The organism is Streptomyces sp. NPDC002055, assembly GCF_040296705.1.
Lineage (GTDB): Bacteria > Actinomycetota > Actinomycetes > Streptomycetales > Streptomycetaceae > Streptomyces.
Genome location: NZ_JBEOXS010000002.1, coordinates 162,047 through 181,340 on the forward strand (window position 1 = coordinate 162,047; position 19,294 = coordinate 181,340).

Genomic DNA, 19,294 nt, shown 5'->3' on the forward strand with positions numbered 1-19,294 from the left:
GCACACCACCCTCTCGCTGGGCTAGGAGAAGAACAACGGCTTGCCTGCGTAGTACTCGACGACCGCCTCGCTCATGCTGATCCGCGACGGCGGATGGAAGACGATGGCCTGTGCGGCGGAAGCCAGGTAGGCCACCTTCGGCGAGGTGATGTAGGCGATGCCGCCCAGCATCTCCACCGCCTGGCCGACAGCCCGGACGAGGAGGTCCTGCACGGAGAACCGGGTGAACAGGGAGGCAGCGGCACAGTCGTTGCCGAGGTCGTCGTCCATGATCCTTCGGGCGACTCCTTCCACCAGGGACACCGCGGTCTCGACGAGGAGGCACAGCTGCGCGCGCTCCGCCGCCGAGCCCCGCCGGTCGCGCAACACCAGGTCGACCAGCGAGCTTGCGACGCCGGTGTAGGAGGCGGCGACAATCATCTGGAACCAGATGACGCCGGCTTCGTTGAGCTCGTCCAGCTTCTCCGCCGCGTTCGGTGGCGTCCGGAGGATCTGGTCTTCCTCGACGAACACATCCGTGAGGCGGACCTCGTCGCTCTCGGCGGCAACCAGGGGGAACGTCGACCAGAAGTCATGGACGGAGATGCCCGGCCGGTCGGCGGGGAGCACCAGCAGGCCCATCTCGGGAGCACCGTCGTCCCCCTCCAGCGCGACGCTGGCGGTGAGGAGGTCCATCGACCGCGAGAGGCTGCACGGCTTCTTGGACCCGGTGACGAGATAGCCACCGGGTGTCTTCCGCGCCTCCACCGTCGGACTGAGAATGCCGCGGCCGGACCGCCCTTCGGCGAAGCCCGAGGCGATCAAGGAGCGGTTCTTCGCGACGACGTCGAGCACGGACGTGCGGATGCTGGTGGTGCTGTCGTACAGGGGGCCGACCGCGAAGAGCATGCCGACCGAGAAGTGGTGCATCGCGGTCGCCACCGCCAGTGACGGTGCGAGCGACGCCAGCGCCCGGATGACCCTGACGGCGTCGAGGGCGGAGGCGCCGATCCCTCCGAAGGCGCGCGGCACCAGGAGATTGGTACCCCCGTGCTCCCGGAACAGGGAGATGGCGGGGCTCCCGGGGGACTCCAACCGGTCGAAGGGCACCTCGGCCAGGCGGTCGGCGAGGCCCGGCAGAAGCGTCTCGCAGGCATCGAGGTCACGTTGCAGGAATTTCATCTCTCTCACGCTCTCCAGGAGTGCCGGGGCGGCTTCAGTTGTCGACGAGCCGCATCAGGAAGGGCGGGTACCGCTCGCCGTGGACAGCCGTCGCCGGCACCACGGCCTCCAGGGCCGCCCGCTCATCGGCGGTCAGTTCGACCCGTACGGCGCCGAGGTTCTCCTCCAGATGGTTGCGGCGGCTGGTGCCCGGGATGGGCACCACGTCGTCGCCCTGGTGGTGGAGCCAGGCCAGGGCCAGCTGTGCGACGGTGAGACCGCGGCCGGCGGCCAGCGGCCGCAACGCCTCCACAGCGGTCAGATTGCGTGCGAGGTGGGGCTGGGCGAACCGCGGCAGGGTGCGGCGGAAGTCCCCGGGGGGACCGAGGTCTGCGGTCGAGGCGATCCGGCCGGTCAGGAAGCCTCTCCCGAGGGGGCAGGAGGCGATGATGCCGATGCCCAGCTCCCGGCACGCCGTCACGACCTCTGCCTCGATGCCCCGGCTCCACAGGGACCACTCGCTCTGCACGGCGGTGACCGGGTGCACCGCGTGGGCGCGGCGGATGGTGCCGGCGGAGACCTCGGAGAGGCACAGGTGGCGCACCTTGCCTTCGGCGACGAGCTCCGCGAGAGCACCCATCGCCTCCTCGATCCGTTCCCCGGGTGCCGCCCAGTGCTTGATGTAGAGGTCGAGGTGGTCGACGCCGAGGCGGCGCAGCGAGCCGTGGCAGCGGTCCCGGATGTAGGCGCGGTCGCCGCGGACTCCCAGGAACTCCCCGTCGCGGTCGCGCTCCAGGCCGACCTTGGTGGAGATCAGCACGCGTTCCCGTAGGCCCGCGACGGCCTTCCCCAGCAGTCGCTCCCCGTCGCCGAGCCCCTGGACGTCCGCCGTGTCCAGCAGGGTGACGCCCCGGTCGACGGCGCTGCGTACGGTGGCGACGGCCTCCGCGGGGTCCGCCTGTCCGTAGAACGACGTCATGCTCAGGCAGCCCAGGCCCTGTGCCGGGACCTCCAGCCCGCCGAGTCTGCGAGTGGGCAGGGGTGAATGGCCGTCCTTCACCCCTCTGCCCTCCTGGGTGACCACTCATGTGCGTGCATGCAGGGGCTCACCACGCCTCGAGGTGCAGCACGTCGTCGAGGGGCTGCCGCGCGGCGGGCTTGAACTCCGTCCCGAGGGAGTACGCCGTCGGGATCAGAGCCGCCTGGACAACGCCGTCGGGGATGCCGAGCAGTTCGGCGATCTCCTTCTCGTACATGAGGTGCAGGGTGGTCCAGGCAGTGCCCAGCCGGCGTGCGCGGGCGGCCAGCATGTAGCTCCACGCGGCCTGGATGATCGATCCCCACTTGCCCGCCTCGTTGTACTCCGGTGCCCGGCTCGCGTCGAGGCAAGGAATGACGTGGACGGGCACCTCGCCCATCCGCTCACCCAGGTGGGCGACGCTGCTGCCCACGCGCCGCTGCACGGCGTGGCGTTCCGGGTCTTCCGGGAACAGGGACCCGCAGGCACCGTCGGACCCCAGATAGGTCTGCACGGCTCTCCGGTAGTACCGGCCGATCTCGGCTCGCTGGTCCGCGTCCGTCACGACGATCCAGTGCCAGGTCTGCCGGTTGCTGCCGGACGGAGCCTGCAGGGCGACGCGGATGCAGTCCTTGACGAGTTCCAGCGGTACCGGGCGGGTCAGGTCCAGTCGCTTGCGCACGGATCGTGTGGTCGTCAGCAGTTCGTCCGGTGTGAGGTCCAGCAGTGACATGAGCCGTCCTTCGTTCGTCCGTTGTGCGCGGGCGTAGCCGGGTGTTGCAGGCGTCGACGTGCCGTCCGGTGCGGTCCCGATGTGGCGCTAGCTCCGGATCCGTCCGTCGGGGCCGACGCGTTCCAGGACGGCGTACAGCCCGTCGGCCAGCTCGTCGGCTGTGCCGCGGTCCATCACGAGGGGAGGGTTGATCAACAGGGACCGCGGGTTTCCGCGCAGAATGATGCCCTCGTCCTCCCGGAGGGCCTGTGCCACCGGAGCCGTCCCGGTGGGCAGCGGGGTCCGGGCCGTCTTGTCCGCGACGAGTTCGACGCCGAGCATCATGCCGATCTGACGGACATCGCCCACGACGGGCAGATCCCGGAGCGACGCCAGCCTGTTGGCGAGGTGACCGCCGGTCTTGGTGGCGTTGTCCAGCAGGTTCTCCCGTTCGATGATGTCCAGGTTGGCGAGCGCGACCGCACAGGCGGTGGGATGCCCGGTGTACGTGAATCCGATGGGGAAGCCCGTGGAGCCACTCACGGCGGCCGCCACCTCTTCGGTGATGAGCACGGCACCGTGCGGGACGTAGCCGGATGTGATCCCCTTCGCGGTCACCAGGATGTCCGGCGTGACCCCGAAGTGTTCGGCGGCGAACCAGTGCCCGGTCCGGCCGTAGGCCGTCACCACTTCATCGAAGATCAGCAGGATGCCGTGGGACCGCAGCAGCTCCGCGACGCGCGGCCAGTAGTCCGGCGGCGGCACGACGGCGCCCCCGACGCTCATGACCGGTTCGCCGATCATCGCCGCGATCCGGTCCGGTCCGATCCGTTCGATGGTCTCCCGCAGTTCCCGCAGGCAGTGTTCGGTGACGTCCTCACCGGCGTACTCGGAGGAGTGGTAAGGGTCCGGAGGCGTCAGATGGTGCACGTCCGGCAGCGTGGGGCCGAACCCCTGGTGGTAGACCGGAAGTCCCGAGACACTGCCGGCGCCATAGGCGATGCCGTGGTAGGCCGTCTTCCGCGACAGGATCCAGGTCCGCTCGGGCTGTTCCCTGCGGTAGTGGAAGAACCGGGCCATGCGCAGAGCGATCTCATTTCCCTCCGCTCCGCCGCTGGTGAAGAACACCCGCTCCAGACCGGGCGGTGCGAGCTCGGTCAACCGGACGGCCAGCTCGATCGCCTTGTCGTTGCTCATGCTCTCCCAGATGTGGAAGCACTCCAGTGAAGCCATCTGGGCTGCGGCGGCCTCCACGATCTCGGCCCGGGCATGCCCCACCTGCACCATGCCGAGAACCGCCGCGGCGTCCAAGTACTCCCGCCCCGTGCTGTCGCGGACGTGGCACCCACGGCCCTCGACCATCACGGTGCGGTCCGTGCGGCTGCCCGCCAGGTTGGGGTGCAGCAGCCGGTCACGGTCGGCCCGGATCCACTGGGCGGTCCGCTCCGGTCCGGGCGTCGACGCCTTCCGGGAGATGGTCATGGGGAACGCTCCTTCGGCCAGGTGGCACACGATGGCGGCGAACGGCTGCCGGATTGCAGGGAGTCTGGCAGCCGGGCGTTGTGCTCGGCTGACGCGGAGCACGAGCGGAACGTCAAGCGGCCCACAAGGGCGGGGTCACCGGCCTATGCCGACGGCACCGCCCTCAGGGCGACGTGGTGCGCCCGCGGGTGCGTCGCCTCACGCAACCCGGGAGGCGCCGGAACGGTGGCGGCGGCCGAGCACGAGCCCGGGTGGTCGTCGGGTTCCGTGAGGAGCAGCTCCTGGCGCACGACGTCCCGGACGAGCGGATGCACGAAGTGGACACGATCCGGAGCTGCTTCGTCCACTGCCAGCAGGCCCCCGCGAACGGCCCGGCGGAGGGCGTCTCCGCGGGCCGGGCCGTCGTCCACCGTTCCCCGTGTGCCGTCCGGGCCGGCTACGGCGCAGGCGTCCAGCACGGCGAGGACGTCCGGCGGGAGCCCGGAAAGCCGCTCGGTGATCACTTCCCGTACCACCGTCGGCACCAGTTCCCGCACGTCCTCGGCTGTGGCCCCGAGGGGGAGCGACTCCAGCAGACTCATCAGGAAGTACGGATTGCCCCCGGAGCGCTCGTGGAGTGCGGGGCACAAGTCGACACCGTCCCCCCGGACGGCCGTGACGATCCTCCTGGTGTCGTGCGGATCGAGCGCGCCCAGCCGTATCTCCTCGGCATGAAGCAGTTGCAGTACCGCCGCCCGCATCGCCCGAAGGGCCGGGGCGTCGGCGACGGCGAAGGTCCGGGAGGTGACGACGAGCAGGAAGCGTGAGTGGGCCGACTGGCCCGCGAGGAAGGACAGCAGGGAAAGCGAGGCGGAGTCGGCCCATTGGAAGTCCTCCAGCACCAGCGCCAAGGGGCGGTGGCTCAGTCCCAGCCATGCCTGGCTCATGGCGTCGTGGAACGCGAACCGCCCTGGTCCCGGCCACTGCGGTTCCTTGCCCGCGTCCGGCTCCGGGGCCGGCTCGGCGATCAGGGACGCGAGCACATGCCGGACGCCGTCCGGCAGAACGTCCACGGCATCCGGCCGGCGTGCCGCCACCCGGCGCAGCGCCTGGATCCAGGGCCAGTACGGAGGCACGTCGTCGCGCCGCGGGCAGTGGACCGTGACCACGTCGGTGCCGACTTCCCGGCACCGGCGGGAGAATTCCCGCAGGAGCCTGGTCTTGCCCGCACCGGCCTCCCCGACGAGCAGCACGGTGCGTCCGTCCCCGCGGTGCCCGGCCTCCGCGGCTGTCAGCAACCGCCGCAGCTCGCTCCGGCGCCCGGCAAAAGGACCGGAGGTCATCGGCCCCTCCCCCGGGCCGTACGGCCCTGTCGCAGCGACCGGCTCATCAGACTCCCCATGCCGCTCGGCGGACCGCCCACTCACCAGCGGCACCCCGGATGCGCTCCGGCAGGACGCGGACGGAGCGAGCGACGGATCGTGACGGAGAATCATTTCGTGGACCCGTCTCAGCTCCGGGCCGACGTCCGCACCGAGTTCGTCCGCGAGGTACTGCCGTGTGCACGCGAACTGGCGCAGGGCATCCGCCTGTCTACCGCTGCGGTACTGAGCCCGCATCAGGTGGAACACCAGCCGCTCGCGCAGCGGATGACGAACGGCTTCGCTTTCCAGCTCGCTCAGGACCTCCTCGCTGCGCCCCAGGACGAAGGCCGCGTCAGCGCGCGCCTCCACCGCGGTCAGCCGCAGTTGATCCAGTCGTTCCGCCTCGCGGTCCACGAACTCGTAAGCCGCGAGATCCTCGAAGGGCGGAGCAGTCCACAGACGCAGCGCCTCGGACAGCAACGCGAACGACTCCCGGGGCTCGCCGTGCCGCTGGGCGGCCAGCCCGCGTTCGACCGTTCGCTCGAACCTCATGACATCGACGTGGTCCGGGTCCGCATGGAGCACGTACCCCGGCGAGCGGTACTCCAGCCGGAGCACCCCACCGCCGTACAGCGGCTTGGTGGCGACCGACCCGCGCAACCGTGACACATAGGACTGCAGTGTCGCGACAGCCTGATCCGGCGGCCCGGACTCCCAGATGCTCCGGGCCATCGACGAGACCGGCACGACCTTGCCGGCGTTGATCAGCAACAGCGCGAGCACGGCGCGGCGGCGCGGCGGCCCCAGCTGCAACGGTCCTCCGGGCAGCCGTACGGTCATGGTGCCGAACGCGGATACCGCGGCAGGCACAGCGCCGGTGGCCGGCATGCGGATCCGACACGGAGCGTCATCGCGCTGCTGCCCCGGCAGAGTTGTCCCCGTCATTCCTCTTCCTCCCAAGGGTCCCGCCCCCACGAGCGCGGGCCCCTGCTCTGGCGCTCCCCGGACCTGGGCTCCCACGGCCCTGCGCTCTGACTCGTACTCAGCTTGGCCCCCGCCCGAGCACGGGCAATAGGTCAATTGACTGTCGGCGCCCGACGGCACCTCAGTCGTCAGTCGAGGGGGCCGGCTCAGTCACCGTTCAGCGCCCGGGCGAGTGCGGCCCGGGAGGAGATGCCGAGCTTGGGGAAGATCTTGTACAAATGGGCGCCCACCGTCCGCGGGGACAGCCGTAACACGTTCCCGATCTCCTTGTTGCTCAGACCGGTGGCCGCAAGCTGGGCGATGCGCATCTCCTGGGCGGTCAGCGGCGTTCCCTGCCCGTTCGGGACGCTCGCTCCCGCGGAGTGCCCGGCGGCCCGAAGTTCCTCCGCGCAGCGCTGCGCCCACGGCCCGGCGTGGAGCTCCCGGAACACCTGGTGTGCCTCACTCAGGACATCGCGGGCCTCCGCGCGATGGCGGCGGCGCAGCCACGAGCCGTGGGCCAGCCGCAGCCGGGCCAGTTCGAAGATCCATTGGTCGGCGCCGGGAACGGAGTACGCGGCCCGGTAAAGGTCATCCGCCTCGTCATCAGCCGCCGCGAGGGCGGTGGCCGCGGCCAGCAGGAAGGCATGGTGCCCGGAGATCTCCTCGATCCGCGCCTCCCGCCCGGCCGCGACGTGCGCCTGGGCCTCACATCGCCGCCCGGTATGGACGGCGGCATCGACGAGGTCGAAGAACGGCAGGTGGAACCAGGGCAGCCCCGGAGGCAGGACGCCGGGTGATGTGATCTTCACCAGCCGGCAGTACGCGTCCTCGTACCGGCCGTGTGCCAGCGCGGCCAGAGCGCGCAGATGGTCCAGGTGGTCGGTGACGAACCGCATACGGGCGCGCGCCGCCACCGGCCTGATCCGCCGGTCGATCTCTGCCAGCCCTGCCTCGTCGCCCCGACCGGCAAGGAAGTGGGCGTAGTAGTGCCGGAACAACAGCGCGTTGCAGTGATACCCGAGTTCGTCCGCGGCCTCGGCCTCGCGCAGGCAGTCAGGGGCCGCGTCCCAGCGGCCACGCAGGAAGTCGTGGTAGCACTTGGCCTTCGCGATCGTGCCCTGGGTGGCGTAGCCGTGCTGTCCGGTGAAGCGCCGCCACAAGAGGCCATCGGCAACGTCGACCGCCGAAGCGGTCCACAGCAGCAGCCAGGCGGCGCCCGCCTCCTGCTCCTCGCTCATCCGCTCGACCCATGCGCCCAGCTCCGCCGGCACCGCGTGCGCGGTACGGGCCGTGTCGGACCACGCCCGGTGACACAGCCTCGCCAGGTCGGAGACTTTCTCCCGGTGCTCCTCCAGCACGCGCCAGGCCCCCGGGTCACCGGTGTAGGTGGCGGCCAGCAGCAGCTTGAAGTACACCTGCTCGGCCAAGCCGCCGAAGGCCTCCGCGCCCGGCTCGGCCAGGGCGTCGAGGGCTCCGGGCAGCAGGGTGAAGGACGACTCGAAGTCAACGCTGTGGCTCTGGTCCACATACACCACCGCGTAGGCGAACAGCGGCGCGATGTCCGGCGGCACCGGCCCGCTCTTGAGCTCCGTCACCAACCGTGCCGTGTAGGAGAGTTGACCGCTGCGGGCGGCCATCACCGCAGCCCAGGTGAGCCGCCTGGCCCGGTCCGCGGGGTCGGTGCTCAGGGCCGCGGCGCGGTCCACGAGCAGCGCTCCCTCCGCGTCGCCGCCGCGTCGTGAGAGCCGCAGGCCGGCCTCGTGCAGCCGGGCGGCCAGGTCCTCATCCGGGAGGAGCGTGGCCGAGGCCTCGTGCACCAGGCGCCGAGGATCATCGGACACCAATCCCTTGGCCAGCGTCCGGTGCGCCTCACGCCGCTCGGACCGCGTGGCCGCGGAGACCACCGCGCTGCGCACCAATGGGTGGCGGAACGTCAGCCTCCCACTTGCGTCCACGTGCGCCAGGCCGCCGGCCTCGATGTGCTCCAGGACGTCCTCCGCGTCCTCCCCCGCTGCCCGCAGCCAGGCGCCGGCGGAACCCGCCACAGCACCGCTGGCGAGCGCCACCAGCAGCAGCACCCGCCTGGCCGCCGGGGACAACGCGCGCAGCCGTTCGGCGAACAGCCGGTCAAGCCGCTCTCCGAGCGGAAGCCGCTCCGGCAGCGGTACGACCCCTTTGCGCTGCCCCTCGTTCAACTGCCGTGGAAGCTCCACGAGCGCCAGCGGGTTGCCACCCGCCTCCACCAGCACCCGGTCGGCGGTGCCGAGCGCCAGTCCCGGATGGCATCGCTTCAACAGCGCGCCCGAGTCGGCATGGCCGAGAGATTCGACTTCTACGAGCCGGGCCGACCACGCCTCCACCGCCATGCCGCCGGGGCGACTCGCGGTGATGATCACCAGCGGGAGCTCGGCGGACCGCCGCTGCAGAAAGGCGAACACCGTGGCACTGGAGGAGTCGGCCCAGTGCAGATCGTCCAACAGAAGCAGCAGCGGCCGACGGCGTGCGGCCTCCGCGAGCAGGGCGAGTGCCGACGCCCCGACGGTGAACCCGCTGGGCGGCATCCCGGCGCGTACGCCCAGGACGCTCTCCAGCGCCTCCCGCTGGTGCGGCGGGAGACCTTCGGAGCGCTCCAGCAGCGGCCAGAGGATCTGGTGCAGCACACCGAAGGCGAACTCCGTCTCCGCTTCGCTGCCGATGGCCCGGAGCACCATGAACTCGGCCGCACGCGCCCGCTCCTCAGCCCATGCCAGCAGGGCGGTCTTGCCGATGCCCGCCCCGCCACGCAGCAGCACGGCGCACCCGCCCGCTCCGGACTTGGCCCGGTCCAATGCCCGGCCCAGCAGCTCAGTTTCCTGCCGGCGCCCGACGAGCTCAGTCGCATTCCGGCCGTCTACCGCACCCACCTCCCCATGTCCCCGAGCTCCACAGGGGCCATCCGCGCCCGTCCCCAGGGCGTGGAGGTGGCGGGATTCCCGCAACAATCGGATGTTTCAGTACATGCCACTGAAAGGCACGATCCTCAGGTTAGCGGCCGTTCACGAGTTCCGGCAGGGCATCTTTCAGCTATGCGGCCGGAAGCGTTCACAGGGTGGCCGCCCGCAGCTGACGGGCATGGGCGGCGTCTACTGCGAGGACTGCGACATCGCGGAGCCCGCGGGCGAGGGTGAACTCTCCGGCGGCGTGCGCGGCTACGCGACGGACCCCGGGCAGGCAGCGCGACTGTGGAAGCTCTCGGCCGAGCTCACTGGTGTCGACGCGTTCGCGGGAACCGTCTGAGAACGGGCGGACAGGAGCCGCTGAAGCAAGACCATCACGCGTCCGCGGGCCGCTCGGCGACGGGCCGCGCGAGATGCGCGGCATGTACTTCGCCGGTTGCCCCCAGCACCAGCGAGCGTTCCGACCTCATCGTGGTCGAGATCCGCTATGCCGTGCCTCGTCCCACCCACAGGCCATGCGGGCGCTGCAGAGCACCTTGACGGCAAGCCTCGACGTCTGATCGCCCACGACCAAGCCTCAAGGCCCTGGCCCGAGGTACACGTAGCCAAATCATCAGCTTCGGCCCGCATTTGGCGCGGCCGGAATTTCGAGCTACAACATCACCGTCCGACGGGACGACCCGTCGGTGGGCTCGGATGGATGCACCGGTCCGCGCGGTGCCGCGTGCGGGACGGCCCGGCCGCGCGGGCCTTCGGGCGCTCCTCGCGGGAGCGGCCCCGGGGACGGCCCGCGCTCCGGGGACGGCACCGAGTGCTGGTCACCTGCATCCCTCCGCTTCCCCGTGGTGCTCGACGGCCACGGTTGTGTGGGCGTCCGGTCCGCGGCTGCCCCGGCCGGGACACCCGGCCCCCATCGGACCTTCCCGGGCAGGACGGAACCAATCGTCCGGCGCCGCGCCCGCACCGCCTGGGCCGCGTGCGCGCGTAGCGCCGGGCGCCGGCAGCGGTGCGTCACCGGGTGGCCCCGCCGACAAGGGCAGGCGCCATGGCCGGATCCCGGTGCGGCAGGGAAGGCCTTGACCGGCCGGCCTGGCACCGTCGCAGCACCCCCACGGTGGTCTCAGGTTCCGGCCGGCCGTGGTGCCGCTGCGTCGGGTTCCGCGGGCTGCCGGGGCACATCGCGGGCCAGGTGCCCGGTGGCCGACTCGGCGAGAGCGCGGACGGCCGGATGCCAGGGGCCGGCCTGCGGTCCGGTCAGCACGAGACGGCGCGAGGTCCGGGGCCGGAGCGGTATCAGGGCCAGGTCCGGCGGGATCGACGGGCGCGACACCTCGGACAGGACGGTCACGCCGAGACCGGCCTGCACCATGCCGACCAGGGTCGCCAGGTCCCGGACCCGCTGCGCGGGGGTGAAGGGCAGCCCGGCCGCGCGGTGGATCGCACGGATGCGCGCTTCGCAGGCCTTGGGGGAGATCAGGAACGCATCGTCCGCCAACTCGCCGATGCCGACTGCCGGTTCATCGGCCAGGGGGTGGTCACGGGGCAGCAGTGCGCCGTAGTGGTCGACGGCGAGCTGGACGCCGGGGCCGGGCGGCGGGTCGACGAGCACGGCGGCATCGGCCGTCCCGTTCTCCAGCCAGGACGCCACTTCGGCGCTGTCGCCCTCGAACACCCGGACCGTGATCCGTGGCCGGTCCTCGCCCCAGTGCCGGAGCAGTCCGGGCATCAGACCCCGGCCGACCGAGGGGGTGACGGCCAGTCGCACGGTGCCGGTCAACTCCCCGGCGGCGTCGGCCGCGACCCGTGCCACGTCCCGGACCGCCGACAGGGCGACGCGGGCGTGCGGCAGGACCCGCTCCCCCAGTGCCGTGGTCCGGGCCGGGGTGGCGCGGACCAGCAGGGGCGCGTCCAGCTCGCGTTCCAGGGCGGCGACGGCGTGCGACACCGCGGACTGGCTGATGCCCAGTTCGGCGGCGGCCGCACTGAAACCCCCGGTGTCGACGACGGCGAGAAAGGCCCTCAGCTGAGGGAGGTTCACGGGCATGCGGCAGCCTCATACGTCCATGACTGATGTGTGTTGGATCCAGGGTGCCAGGGTCGGCAACGCTTGGTCCGCGCCGCCGGTCCCGGCGGACGCTTCCCGAGCAGGCGAAGGAGAGCCATGCCCCACATCCGGGTCACCGTCACCGACTCCGAACTCCCCGCCGACGTGCGGTCCGCCCTCGCCCGGGGGGTGACCCGGCTGGCGGTCTCGGTCCTGCACAAGTCGCGTGCGCGGACCGTCGTCCACATCGATCCGGTCCCGGCGGGCCACTACTTCGTCGACGGCGAGCCGCTGACCGGTGACCGCGACGCGCACGTGGAGGTGTCCCTCACCCTGGGCACGAACAGTGCCGCGGAGAAGGCCGCCTTCATCGCCGCGGCGAGGGAACTGCTGTCGGACCTCCTCGGTCCGCTCGCCCGGTCCGGCGTCGCGCTGCACGAGCTGCACCCCGAGAGCTACGGCTACCAGGGGGTGACCCAGTTCGAGCACTACCGGCGGCCGACGGGCGCACCGGCCGCCCCGGTGGCACGCTGAGCCGCGCCGACGGCCCGCTCGGCCGGAGCCGGCCCACCGGCCCGTGCACCTCAGCCGGCACCGGGAGACGGCCCCGGGCCGGGCGCGGCGGTGGGCGGGCACGGCGGTAAGCGGGCACGGCGGTAGGCGGGCACGGCGGTAGGCGGGCACGGCGGTAGGCGGAGGGGCCGCACCCCTCCGCCCGCGGCCGGTTCCCCGCGCTCAGCCCGCCGCGGGCGCGAGCCCCTCGTAGGCCTTGCGGAACACGGCGACGAGCGCGTCGACGTCGCCGTCGGTCATCGTGGCCCCCAGGCCGACGGTGACCGAGCGGCCGACGAGGCCCTCGCTGGTCCGGCAGCGCGCGGGCCGGTCCCACGCCACGCCCCAGGGGGTGCGCCCCTCGCGTACGGCCCGGTTGGCGTACACCGCCTGGCCCTGGTACATCGTGTGCGCCGGAATGCCCTCGGCGGTCAGCGCGGCCACGAACTGCCGGGCCTCCAGGCGGGACGCGAGGAGGAGGGTGAGGTCGCCCCCGGAGCCCGCCTCGTCCGGGAGCCGGCGCCAGCGCACCGGCAGATCGGCGGCTTCCCGGCGGACGTGCCGGGCGATGCTCCGCAGCCGCTCCAGCATCGGCCCGAGCCGGCGGAGCTGCACCGACAGGACGGCTCCCGTCAGTTCGGTCATCCGCAGATTCGCGCCGAGGAACGGTGCCTCGGCCTCGGCGCCGCGGTCGCCGCCGCGGCCGGTGGTGAACTGGCCGCCCTGGTCCTGGAACCGGGCCACCCGGTCGTACACCGCGCGGTCCCCGACGGTGACCGCGCCGCCCTCCCCGGCGGTGAGGTTCTTCTCCAGCTGGAAGCTGAACGCTCCGGCGTCCCCGAGGCTGCCCACCGGCCGGCCCCCGTAGTGGACCCCGGCCGCCTGGGCGGCGTCCTCCACGACCCGCAGCCCGTGCCGCCGGGCCACCTGGGTGATCGGCCGCATGTCCGCGGCGGCGTTGGCGAGATGGACCGGCATGATGCCCCAGGTCCGCTCGGTGACGAGTTCGTCGAGCCGTTCGGGGTCGAGGGTCAGGGAGTCGTCGACCTCGGCGAACACCGGGATGCCCCGGGCCTGGACGACCGCGTTCACCGAGCCGATGAAGGTCACCGCGGGGACGATCACCTCGGCGCCCTCCGGGATGCCCAGCCCGACCATGGCGGCGGTGAGCGCGGCGGTGCCCGAGGAGACGCCCACCGTGTGCGGCACCCCGGTCACCGCGGAGAACTCGGACTCGAAGGCGTCGACCCGGTGCCGCAGGTCCGGTCCGTAGTAACGGAAGAGCGACCGCGACCGGAGGACCTCCACGGCGGCGGCGATCTCCTCCTCGCCCCACAGGGCGAGGGCGCGCGCCGGTTCGTACCGCGGCTCGGGGGCGGTCATCCGGCCGTCCGCCCGGTCGCGGCGTCGAGATCGGTCGCGCTGTGGCACACCAGGAAGTCCTCCAGGAACAGGTAGTCGAGCTTGCTGGGACCGAAGAAGGCCAGCGCCTCCTGCGGGGTCTCCACGATCGGCTCGCCGCGGTCGTTGAAGGAGGTGTTGAGCACCACCGGGACCGAGGTGAGCTCGCCGAAGCGCTCGACCAGCTCGTAGAAGCTGCCGTTGGCGCCGGGGGTCAGCGTCTGGACCCGGGCGGTGCCGTCGACATGGGTGATGGCCGGGACCTCGTCCCGCTTGTCCTCCCGCACCGGGGCGACGATGAGCATGTACGGCGACTCGATGTCGAGGTCGAAGTACTCGGCGGCGCGGTGGGCCAGGACGGCCGGGGCGAAGGGCCGGAACCACTCGCGGTGCTTCACCTTGCTGTTGAGGATGTCCTTCATCTCCGCGCGGCGCGGGTCCGCGAGGATGCTCCGGTGGCCCAGGGCCCGCGGCCCGAACTCGGAGCCGCCGGTGAACCAGCCGATGAGCGCGCCGTCGGGGAGGAGTTCCGCCGCCAGCCGGGCGGGGTCCGGCACCTGCCGGTAGGGCAGGCCCGAGGCGTCGAGCGCGGCCCGCACCTCGTCGGTGCCGTAGGTCCGGCCGAGGTAGGTGTGCTGCTGCGGCCGGGGGGCGCGCGGCCCAGCGCCCGGCTTGGTGCCCGGTTTGGCGCCCGGCTTGGCGCCCCGTTCGGCTGCGCGCGGGCGCGGGTTGTCCCCCAGCACGTGGTAGCCGTAGTAGGCGCAGCCGACCGCGCAGCCGTTGTCGCCCGCCGCGGGCTGGGCGAAGATCTCGGTGAACGGCGTCTCCCGGAGGATCTTGCCGTTGGCGACCGAGTTGAGGACGACGCCGCCGGCCAGGCACAGCCGGCTGAGTCCGGTCTGCCGGTGCAGCCAGCGGGCCGCGTGCAGCACGGCCGTCTCCAGCAGGTCCTGGGCGGCCCAGGCGAGGTCGGCGCCGCGGGAGAAGCGCTCGTCGCCGTCGAGGCCGTCGAGCGCGTGCTCGACGAAGTCCAGCAGCCCGCCGTCCTTGAGGTGCAGCGCGAACCGGCCCTCGTCGAGCAGGTCGAGGTGGCGGTGGAACACGTCCCGGTAGCGGTCGGTGCCGTACGGGGCGAGGCCCATGGTCTTGCCGTCCTCGGTCAGGTACCAGGCGCCCTCCTCGTAGAGGGTGAAGCCGATCGCCCGGCTGACCGCCTTGTACATGAAGCCCAGCGAGTGGTCGCTGTCGCCCGCCTGGTAGACCCGGTCGGCGCGGAGTCCGTCGGTGCTCCAGTTGGTGCCGTACACCTTCGACAGCTCGGTGATGCCGACGCCCTCGCCGACGGAGAGGGTCATGGTCTCGACCCCCTGGCCCTCGAAGAGGCTGCCGGCGCCGTCGACGACGAGGACCGCGGCCTCGCGGTAGGGCGAGGGGTGGAAGGCGCTGGCGGCGTGCGCCAGGTGATGCCTGATCAGATGGGTGCGGCGCCGGAAGGGGAAGTAGCAGGTGGGCAGCAGGGTGTCGTCCGCCACGATCGCCTCGACTCGGTCGAGCCGGGTCCCGTGCGTGTCGAGACAGTACCGCCAGCCGCGGTTGGCCAGTGAGTTGACGTTGACCGCGTACTTCCGACGGGTCAGACGTTCTTCCTCGATACCGACGCTGACTTCGCCGTCCTCGACGAGACAGGCCGAGAAGTCGTGATTGGATCCGCCGAGCCCAAGAGCGAGCATGCAGCCGTCCTAACTCAGTACAGGCGGGTTCTCGCGGCGGCAGGCCGAATGGGGCCGCCGAACCGCGATTGCAAGAATGTGGGAATGCGCCACGCGGGCGAGACGCTACAACCGCCCACCACACCGGTCCAGAGGGCAAGTTGAGCCACGACGGTCGAGTTCCGGACGCTTTCCGGATCACGTCCGTATCCGCCGAGAGCGGCCGTTGACCGTCCACTCGGCCGAAACCTACACTCGCAGGCTACGGTCAGGGTCAGCGCAGGACAAATCCGGAATGGTGATGAGCGTGGCGCTGAAGAACGACTTTCGCAATGCGATGTTCGAGCACCGTGACGGCCAGGAGCGTCTGAAACTCCTCATGAACGACATGGTCATCGAGGAGCAGTTGTGCCAGATGCGCTGCTCCTACTGCTTGACCGAGGACTTCAATCTCCTGATGAACGTTCCCGACGCCCGGCTCAGGCTGACCACGGACCGGCGTGAGGACTGGCACCGGATTCTCGACGGATATCACCGTCAGGTGGACAGTCCGATCATGCGGCTCAGCGGCGGCGAGTTCTTCTGGCTGAAGGGTTCGACCGAATTCGTCGAGGAGTGCAGCAGCAAGTACGAGGTCGTCCAGGTCATCACCAACGGCGTCTTCCTCACGCCGCCGCGGCTGGAGGCGCTGGCCGCGCTGGGCAACGTCCAGCTCTGCCTCTCCCTGGACGGGCACACCCTCGAGATGAACGCGCACCGCCTGCCGCCGAAGCAGCACCGGCTGTTCGACGTCATCATGCGGCATCTGGACCACGCGGTGGAGCTGGGCATCCCCATCGAGATCCAGTCGGTTCTCTCCGACAAGAACGTCACCGGCCAGGCGGATTTCGCGGCGTTTCTGCTGGAGCGGTACGGCTCCGGCGCCATGCTGTACTTCTTCCCGGTCAGAGGCGACGCCAAGGATTCCCTCGCCCCGGAGCTCGGGGACCATTTCCGGCCCCTGCTGGAGCGCTACGACGAATTGGAACAGGTCCTTCCGCCGCGGGCCTTCGTCGAGCACATCGGCAATCAGCTGCGCACCGGCGTCCGCACGCTGCGGTGTTATGCCACCGCCACCATGGTGCAGCTCTTCGGGCAGGGAGACGTCTCCTGCTGTCCGTATGCCTGGCTGAAACCGATGGGGAATATCACCGAGGATCCCCAGCTGATTCCCGAGCAGTTCGGCAAGCACCAGCACTACGAGATGTTCATGCAGCCCCGCCCACGGTTCCCCTACTGCAAGAGCTGCACCGGGCCGATCGATGTGGTGAACCTCTTCCTCCTCGGGCAGATCTCCGAGGCGGAGATCGCCCGGTGCGCACCGTACGCAGGCCCACAGGCACTGGCCCGGCTGAACGAGTTGAAGGCGGCATTCGAGCCGATCTTCACCCCGGCCGGTCATCCGGCCTGACCCCGACCGACATCACCGACCGACGCACCTGGTGTGTGAGGAGAATGCATGATTTCCGTGGAAGAAATCTCGGCCGGGGAATTGATGGAGGCCGGTGCGGCGAGACTGCGGTCGCTGCCGCACCACGACCTGCTCACCCTGGCCGGGGACTGGCTCGGTGAGCTGGCTCCCTGGCGGAACACCGGAACACTCGCCACGATCGCCCGCACTATGTCCGCGGAATCCCTGCTCGCCTCGCTGTTCGTCCTCGGGGAGCCGGTCACCGAGGCCGACGCCCGGTCCCAACTCCCCGGTCCGCTGCTGGACCTGCTGCTGCGCTGCGGTGTGCTCTCCCAGGAGTCCGGAAAGCTGTCCGCCGAGTACTGCCTGGTCCGCGGCGAGGGCCTGACCCTCCTCGCGGCGTGGCGGGCCGCGGGCCGCGACGTCGGATCGTACGCCCCCTGGGTCGGTACGGACTCCATGACCCTGGCCCGGCTGGTGGCCGCCCGCCGGGAGGCGCGCTCGGCGCTCGACCTCGGCTGCGGCACCGGGATCCTGGGGCTGTCGGCCGCCCGGAACGGCGCCGACCTGCTGGCGGTGGACGTCAATCCGGAGTGCACGGCGGCGGCCGGCTTCAACGCCTGGCTGAACGGTCTGGGCGACCGGGTGCGCACCGCCGAGGGCGACATCATGTCCCTCGCGCTCGACTCCCGGTTCGACCTGGTCGTCTCCAATCCGCCCTGTCTGCCGCTGCGCCGGGGTTCGCTGGGCTGGCTGGCCGGTGAAGCCGGCCTGGACGGACTGGAGTTCTTCTGGGAGCTGCTGCGCCGGACACCCGATTTGCTCACCGCTTCGGGCGAGGCCCTGCTCCAGGCCGCGGCCTACGGGGACGAGCGGGCGCCGTTCTTCATCCCGGAGCTGGAGGCGGAGATGAACCGGCTCGGCGTCTCCGGCCGGCTGCTCCTCCGCCCGTCGACACCGCCCCGCTGGCCCGCGTTCGCCCCGCGGGACGAGAACCTGCAGCTCTCGGGCCCGTTGGGGGACGAGGTGCGGGCCTATGTGGAGAGCATCGGCGCCACGCACTACTACGGGTTCGTGCTCTCCCTGCGGGCGGAACCGCACGGCGGGCTGCAGGTCGGGCGCTTCGGCTGATCAGTGGGCCGGCCCGAGCCAGGCCGGCCCGAGCTCGGCCCGCTCCATCGCCAGGACGGCCTCGACGGCCTCCTCCGGGCCGAGGCCGGTGGTGTCGATCTGCCGGGCGCCCGGCACCAGCGCCACCTCCTCGTCGAGGTGGGTCTCGGCCAGCCGGCCCTCGATGAAGTGCTCGCCGCCCGGGTCCTTGCGGATCCGGGCGGCGAGTGCGTCCGGGCCGGCGCGCAGACCGTAGATCACGGATTCCGCGCCGAGCGCGTCGAACACCTCCTGGAACGGTTCCAGGGCACGCCCCGCGAGCACGACGCCGCTGACCACGACCACCCCGGCCCCCCAGGCCCGGTAGACGGGGAGGGTGGCACGCAGGGTCGACGCCATCAGCGCGTAGAGCTTCTCGGAGCTCTCCCAGGGGTGCACCACCGGATCGCAGTCGACGGCGGCGGCCGGTACGGCATAGCGGGCGACCAGGCTCTGCGCCAGCCGGGTCTTGCCCACGCCGGGCGCTCCGGTCACCACGACCAGCCGGAACCGGTCCTCGGGCACGGCGGTGCGCTGCCGTCCGATGTCCGTCGTCGACGGCCCGGTGCCGACGGCCGTTCCGGGAGCGCCGGCGGATGCGGCGGTCCCCGCCGCCGTTCCGGGAGCGCCGGTTCCGGGGCCAGCCGCACCGGCCGCCGTTCCGGTGCGGGCGGTCATGGTCCCGGGGGTGGCGCGGTCGGTCATGTGGCGGATCCGTTCTCGTGGCCGGGGGAGGCGGTGGACAGGTCGCGGACGGTGCCCACCAGGCGGAAGCCCAGGTGCGGCACCTTGAGGATCTTGGCTCCCGAGTCGATGTCGAGGAGCTTCTGCTTGAGGACCGAGGACACCGGGTTCACGTCCTCACCTCCGGTCGCCTCGGCGATGTCCTGGCGCGGGACGATCTGTCCGGGGCGACCGGCGAGCAGTCGCAGCATGCCCGCCTCGGCGTCGGTGACGGGGACCGCCTTCGACGGGGAGTGCAGCCGGCCCCGGCCGTCGAGCGTCAGCACCTGGGTGCTCTCCGGCGGGGTGACGGACTTGAGGTACCCCAGGCTGTCGACGAGGCGGTGCTGCTTGAGGGGACTGGCCAGAGCGAGCGCGAAGCCGTCGGAGAGCGCCGCCAGCACCCCGGTCGCCGACACGCTGTCGAGCACCGCGATCGGGTATCCGCCCCGGCCCTTGACCTCGGCCGCGGACAGTCCGGGCGCGGTGGCGGCCACGGCGTGCAGCGAGGCGAGCAGGACATCCGGCCAGTCGGGGGATCCGGCCTCCGGATCGCAGTCGTGCAGGGTGAGGCCCAGTTCGGCGCAGGCCTCCCCGAGGACGTCCAGATCGGCCGGATCCAGGGATTGAGCCAGTACGTACATCTCGACACCCTTCACAAGGCGGCAG

General features: G+C 71.5%; 14 protein-coding genes and 1 pseudogene. 4 read left to right on the top strand and 11 right to left on the bottom strand.

The window, feature by feature from the left end:
• Positions 1–21: 21 nt before the first annotated feature.
• From ABT112_RS01655 to ABT112_RS01680, 6 genes are all read right to left on the bottom strand, one after another.
• Positions 22–1,161, bottom strand: a complete 1,140-nt coding sequence (locus tag ABT112_RS01655) for an acyl-CoA dehydrogenase family protein (protein WP_351504355.1) — start codon at positions 1,159–1,161, stop codon at positions 22–24.
• 34 nt (positions 1,162–1,195) lie between these two features.
• Positions 1,196–2,200, bottom strand: a complete 1,005-nt coding sequence (locus ABT112_RS01660) for an aldo/keto reductase (RefSeq protein WP_351504357.1) — start codon at positions 2,198–2,200, stop codon at positions 1,196–1,198.
• 46 nt (positions 2,201–2,246) lie between these two features.
• Complete coding sequence (locus ABT112_RS01665; RefSeq protein ID WP_351504359.1) at positions 2,247–2,891, bottom strand: nitroreductase family protein; 645 nt, start codon at positions 2,889–2,891, stop codon at positions 2,247–2,249.
• Between the two features lie 87 nt (positions 2,892–2,978).
• Positions 2,979–4,352: an aminotransferase family protein gene (locus ABT112_RS01670; RefSeq protein ID WP_351504361.1), complete on the bottom strand. Its 1,374-nt coding sequence runs from the start codon at positions 4,350–4,352 to the stop codon at positions 2,979–2,981.
• A 143-nt stretch (positions 4,353–4,495) separates the two neighbouring features.
• On the bottom strand, positions 4,496–6,565 hold the full coding sequence (locus ABT112_RS01675; protein ID WP_351504363.1) for an ATP-binding protein: 2,070 nt from the start codon (positions 6,563–6,565) through the stop codon (positions 4,496–4,498).
• A 260-nt stretch (positions 6,566–6,825) separates the two neighbouring features.
• Positions 6,826–9,564 carry an AAA family ATPase gene (locus ABT112_RS01680; protein ID WP_351504365.1) on the bottom strand — a complete coding sequence of 913 codons (2,739 nt, stop codon included), beginning with the start codon at positions 9,562–9,564 and terminating at the stop codon, positions 6,826–6,828.
• 193 nt (positions 9,565–9,757) lie between these two features.
• On the opposite strand from ABT112_RS01680, the pseudogene ABT112_RS01685 reads away from it, so the two are divergent.
• Positions 9,758–9,937 (top strand): annotated as a pseudogene (locus ABT112_RS01685) (oxidoreductase); the annotation flags it as partial.
• A 780-nt stretch (positions 9,938–10,717) separates the two neighbouring features.
• Here the strand turns inward: ABT112_RS01685 and ABT112_RS01690 are convergent.
• Complete coding sequence (locus ABT112_RS01690; protein ID WP_351504367.1) at positions 10,718–11,641, bottom strand: LysR family transcriptional regulator; 924 nt, start codon at positions 11,639–11,641, stop codon at positions 10,718–10,720.
• A 117-nt stretch (positions 11,642–11,758) separates the two neighbouring features.
• On the opposite strand from ABT112_RS01690, the gene ABT112_RS01695 reads away from it, so the two are divergent.
• Entirely contained in the window at positions 11,759–12,175 is a 417-nt protein-coding gene (locus ABT112_RS01695) for a tautomerase family protein (protein ID WP_351504369.1), read from the top strand.
• A 201-nt stretch (positions 12,176–12,376) separates the two neighbouring features.
• Here the strand turns inward: ABT112_RS01695 and ABT112_RS01700 are convergent, their stop codons facing one another.
• Positions 12,377–13,576, bottom strand: coding sequence for a DegT/DnrJ/EryC1/StrS family aminotransferase (locus tag ABT112_RS01700; protein WP_351504371.1), 1,200 nt, complete (start codon positions 13,574–13,576; stop codon positions 12,377–12,379).
• Positions 13,573–15,324, bottom strand: a complete 1,752-nt coding sequence (locus ABT112_RS01705) for a carbamoyltransferase family protein (protein ID WP_351504373.1) — start codon at positions 15,322–15,324, stop codon at positions 13,573–13,575. Before ABT112_RS01705 ends, ABT112_RS01700 begins: the two co-directional genes overlap by 4 nt.
• A 274-nt stretch (positions 15,325–15,598) precedes the next feature.
• Here ABT112_RS01705 and ABT112_RS01710 point away from each other — a divergent pair, with 274 nt between their 5' ends.
• Both ABT112_RS01710 and ABT112_RS01715 read left to right on the top strand, forming a co-directional pair.
• Positions 15,599–16,753, top strand: coding sequence for a radical SAM protein (locus ABT112_RS01710; protein WP_351504375.1), 1,155 nt, complete (start codon positions 15,599–15,601; stop codon positions 16,751–16,753).
• 48 nt (positions 16,754–16,801) lie between these two features.
• Entirely contained in the window at positions 16,802–17,884 is a 1,083-nt protein-coding gene (locus ABT112_RS01715; RefSeq protein WP_351504377.1) for a methyltransferase, read from the top strand.
• Here ABT112_RS01715 and ABT112_RS01720 read toward each other — a convergent pair whose 3' ends face one another.
• Positions 17,885–18,607 (bottom strand): hypothetical protein, encoded by a 723-nt coding sequence (locus ABT112_RS01720; protein ID WP_351504379.1) that lies wholly within the window; start codon positions 18,605–18,607, stop codon positions 17,885–17,887.
• The gene (locus ABT112_RS01725; protein ID WP_351504381.1) at positions 18,604–19,269 is read right to left on the bottom strand and encodes a winged helix-turn-helix domain-containing protein; all 666 of its coding nucleotides are present in this window, start codon (positions 19,267–19,269) and stop codon (positions 18,604–18,606) included. The genes ABT112_RS01720 and ABT112_RS01725 overlap by 4 nt, the downstream gene beginning before the upstream one ends.
• Positions 19,270–19,294: the final 25 nt, after the last annotated feature.

Bases quoted from the DNA above. Each gene is read 5' to 3' on its own strand.
- ABT112_RS01655 (WP_351504355.1), bottom strand. From the start codon at position 1,161: ATGAAATTCCTGCAACGTGACCTCGATGCCTGCGAGACGCTTCTGCCG.
- ABT112_RS01665 (WP_351504359.1), bottom strand. From the start codon at position 2,891: ATGTCACTGCTGGACCTCACACCGGACGAACTGCTGACGACCACACGA.
- ABT112_RS01670 (WP_351504361.1), bottom strand. From the start codon at position 4,352: ATGACCATCTCCCGGAAGGCGTCGACGCCCGGACCGGAGCGGACCGCC.
- ABT112_RS01690 (WP_351504367.1), bottom strand. From the start codon at position 11,641: ATGCCCGTGAACCTCCCTCAGCTGAGGGCCTTTCTCGCCGTCGTCGAC.
- ABT112_RS01695 (WP_351504369.1), top strand. From the start codon at position 11,759: ATGCCCCACATCCGGGTCACCGTCACCGACTCCGAACTCCCCGCCGAC.
- ABT112_RS01700 (WP_351504371.1), bottom strand. From the start codon at position 13,576: ATGACCGCCCCCGAGCCGCGGTACGAACCGGCGCGCGCCCTCGCCCTG.
- ABT112_RS01705 (WP_351504373.1), bottom strand. From the start codon at position 15,324: ATGCTCGCTCTTGGGCTCGGCGGATCCAATCACGACTTCTCGGCCTGT.
- ABT112_RS01710 (WP_351504375.1), top strand. From the start codon at position 15,599: ATGGTGATGAGCGTGGCGCTGAAGAACGACTTTCGCAATGCGATGTTC.
- ABT112_RS01715 (WP_351504377.1), top strand. From the start codon at position 16,802: ATGATTTCCGTGGAAGAAATCTCGGCCGGGGAATTGATGGAGGCCGGT.
- ABT112_RS01720 (WP_351504379.1), bottom strand. From the start codon at position 18,607: ATGACCGACCGCGCCACCCCCGGGACCATGACCGCCCGCACCGGAACG.
- ABT112_RS01725 (WP_351504381.1), bottom strand. From the start codon at position 19,269: ATGTACGTACTGGCTCAATCCCTGGATCCGGCCGATCTGGACGTCCTC.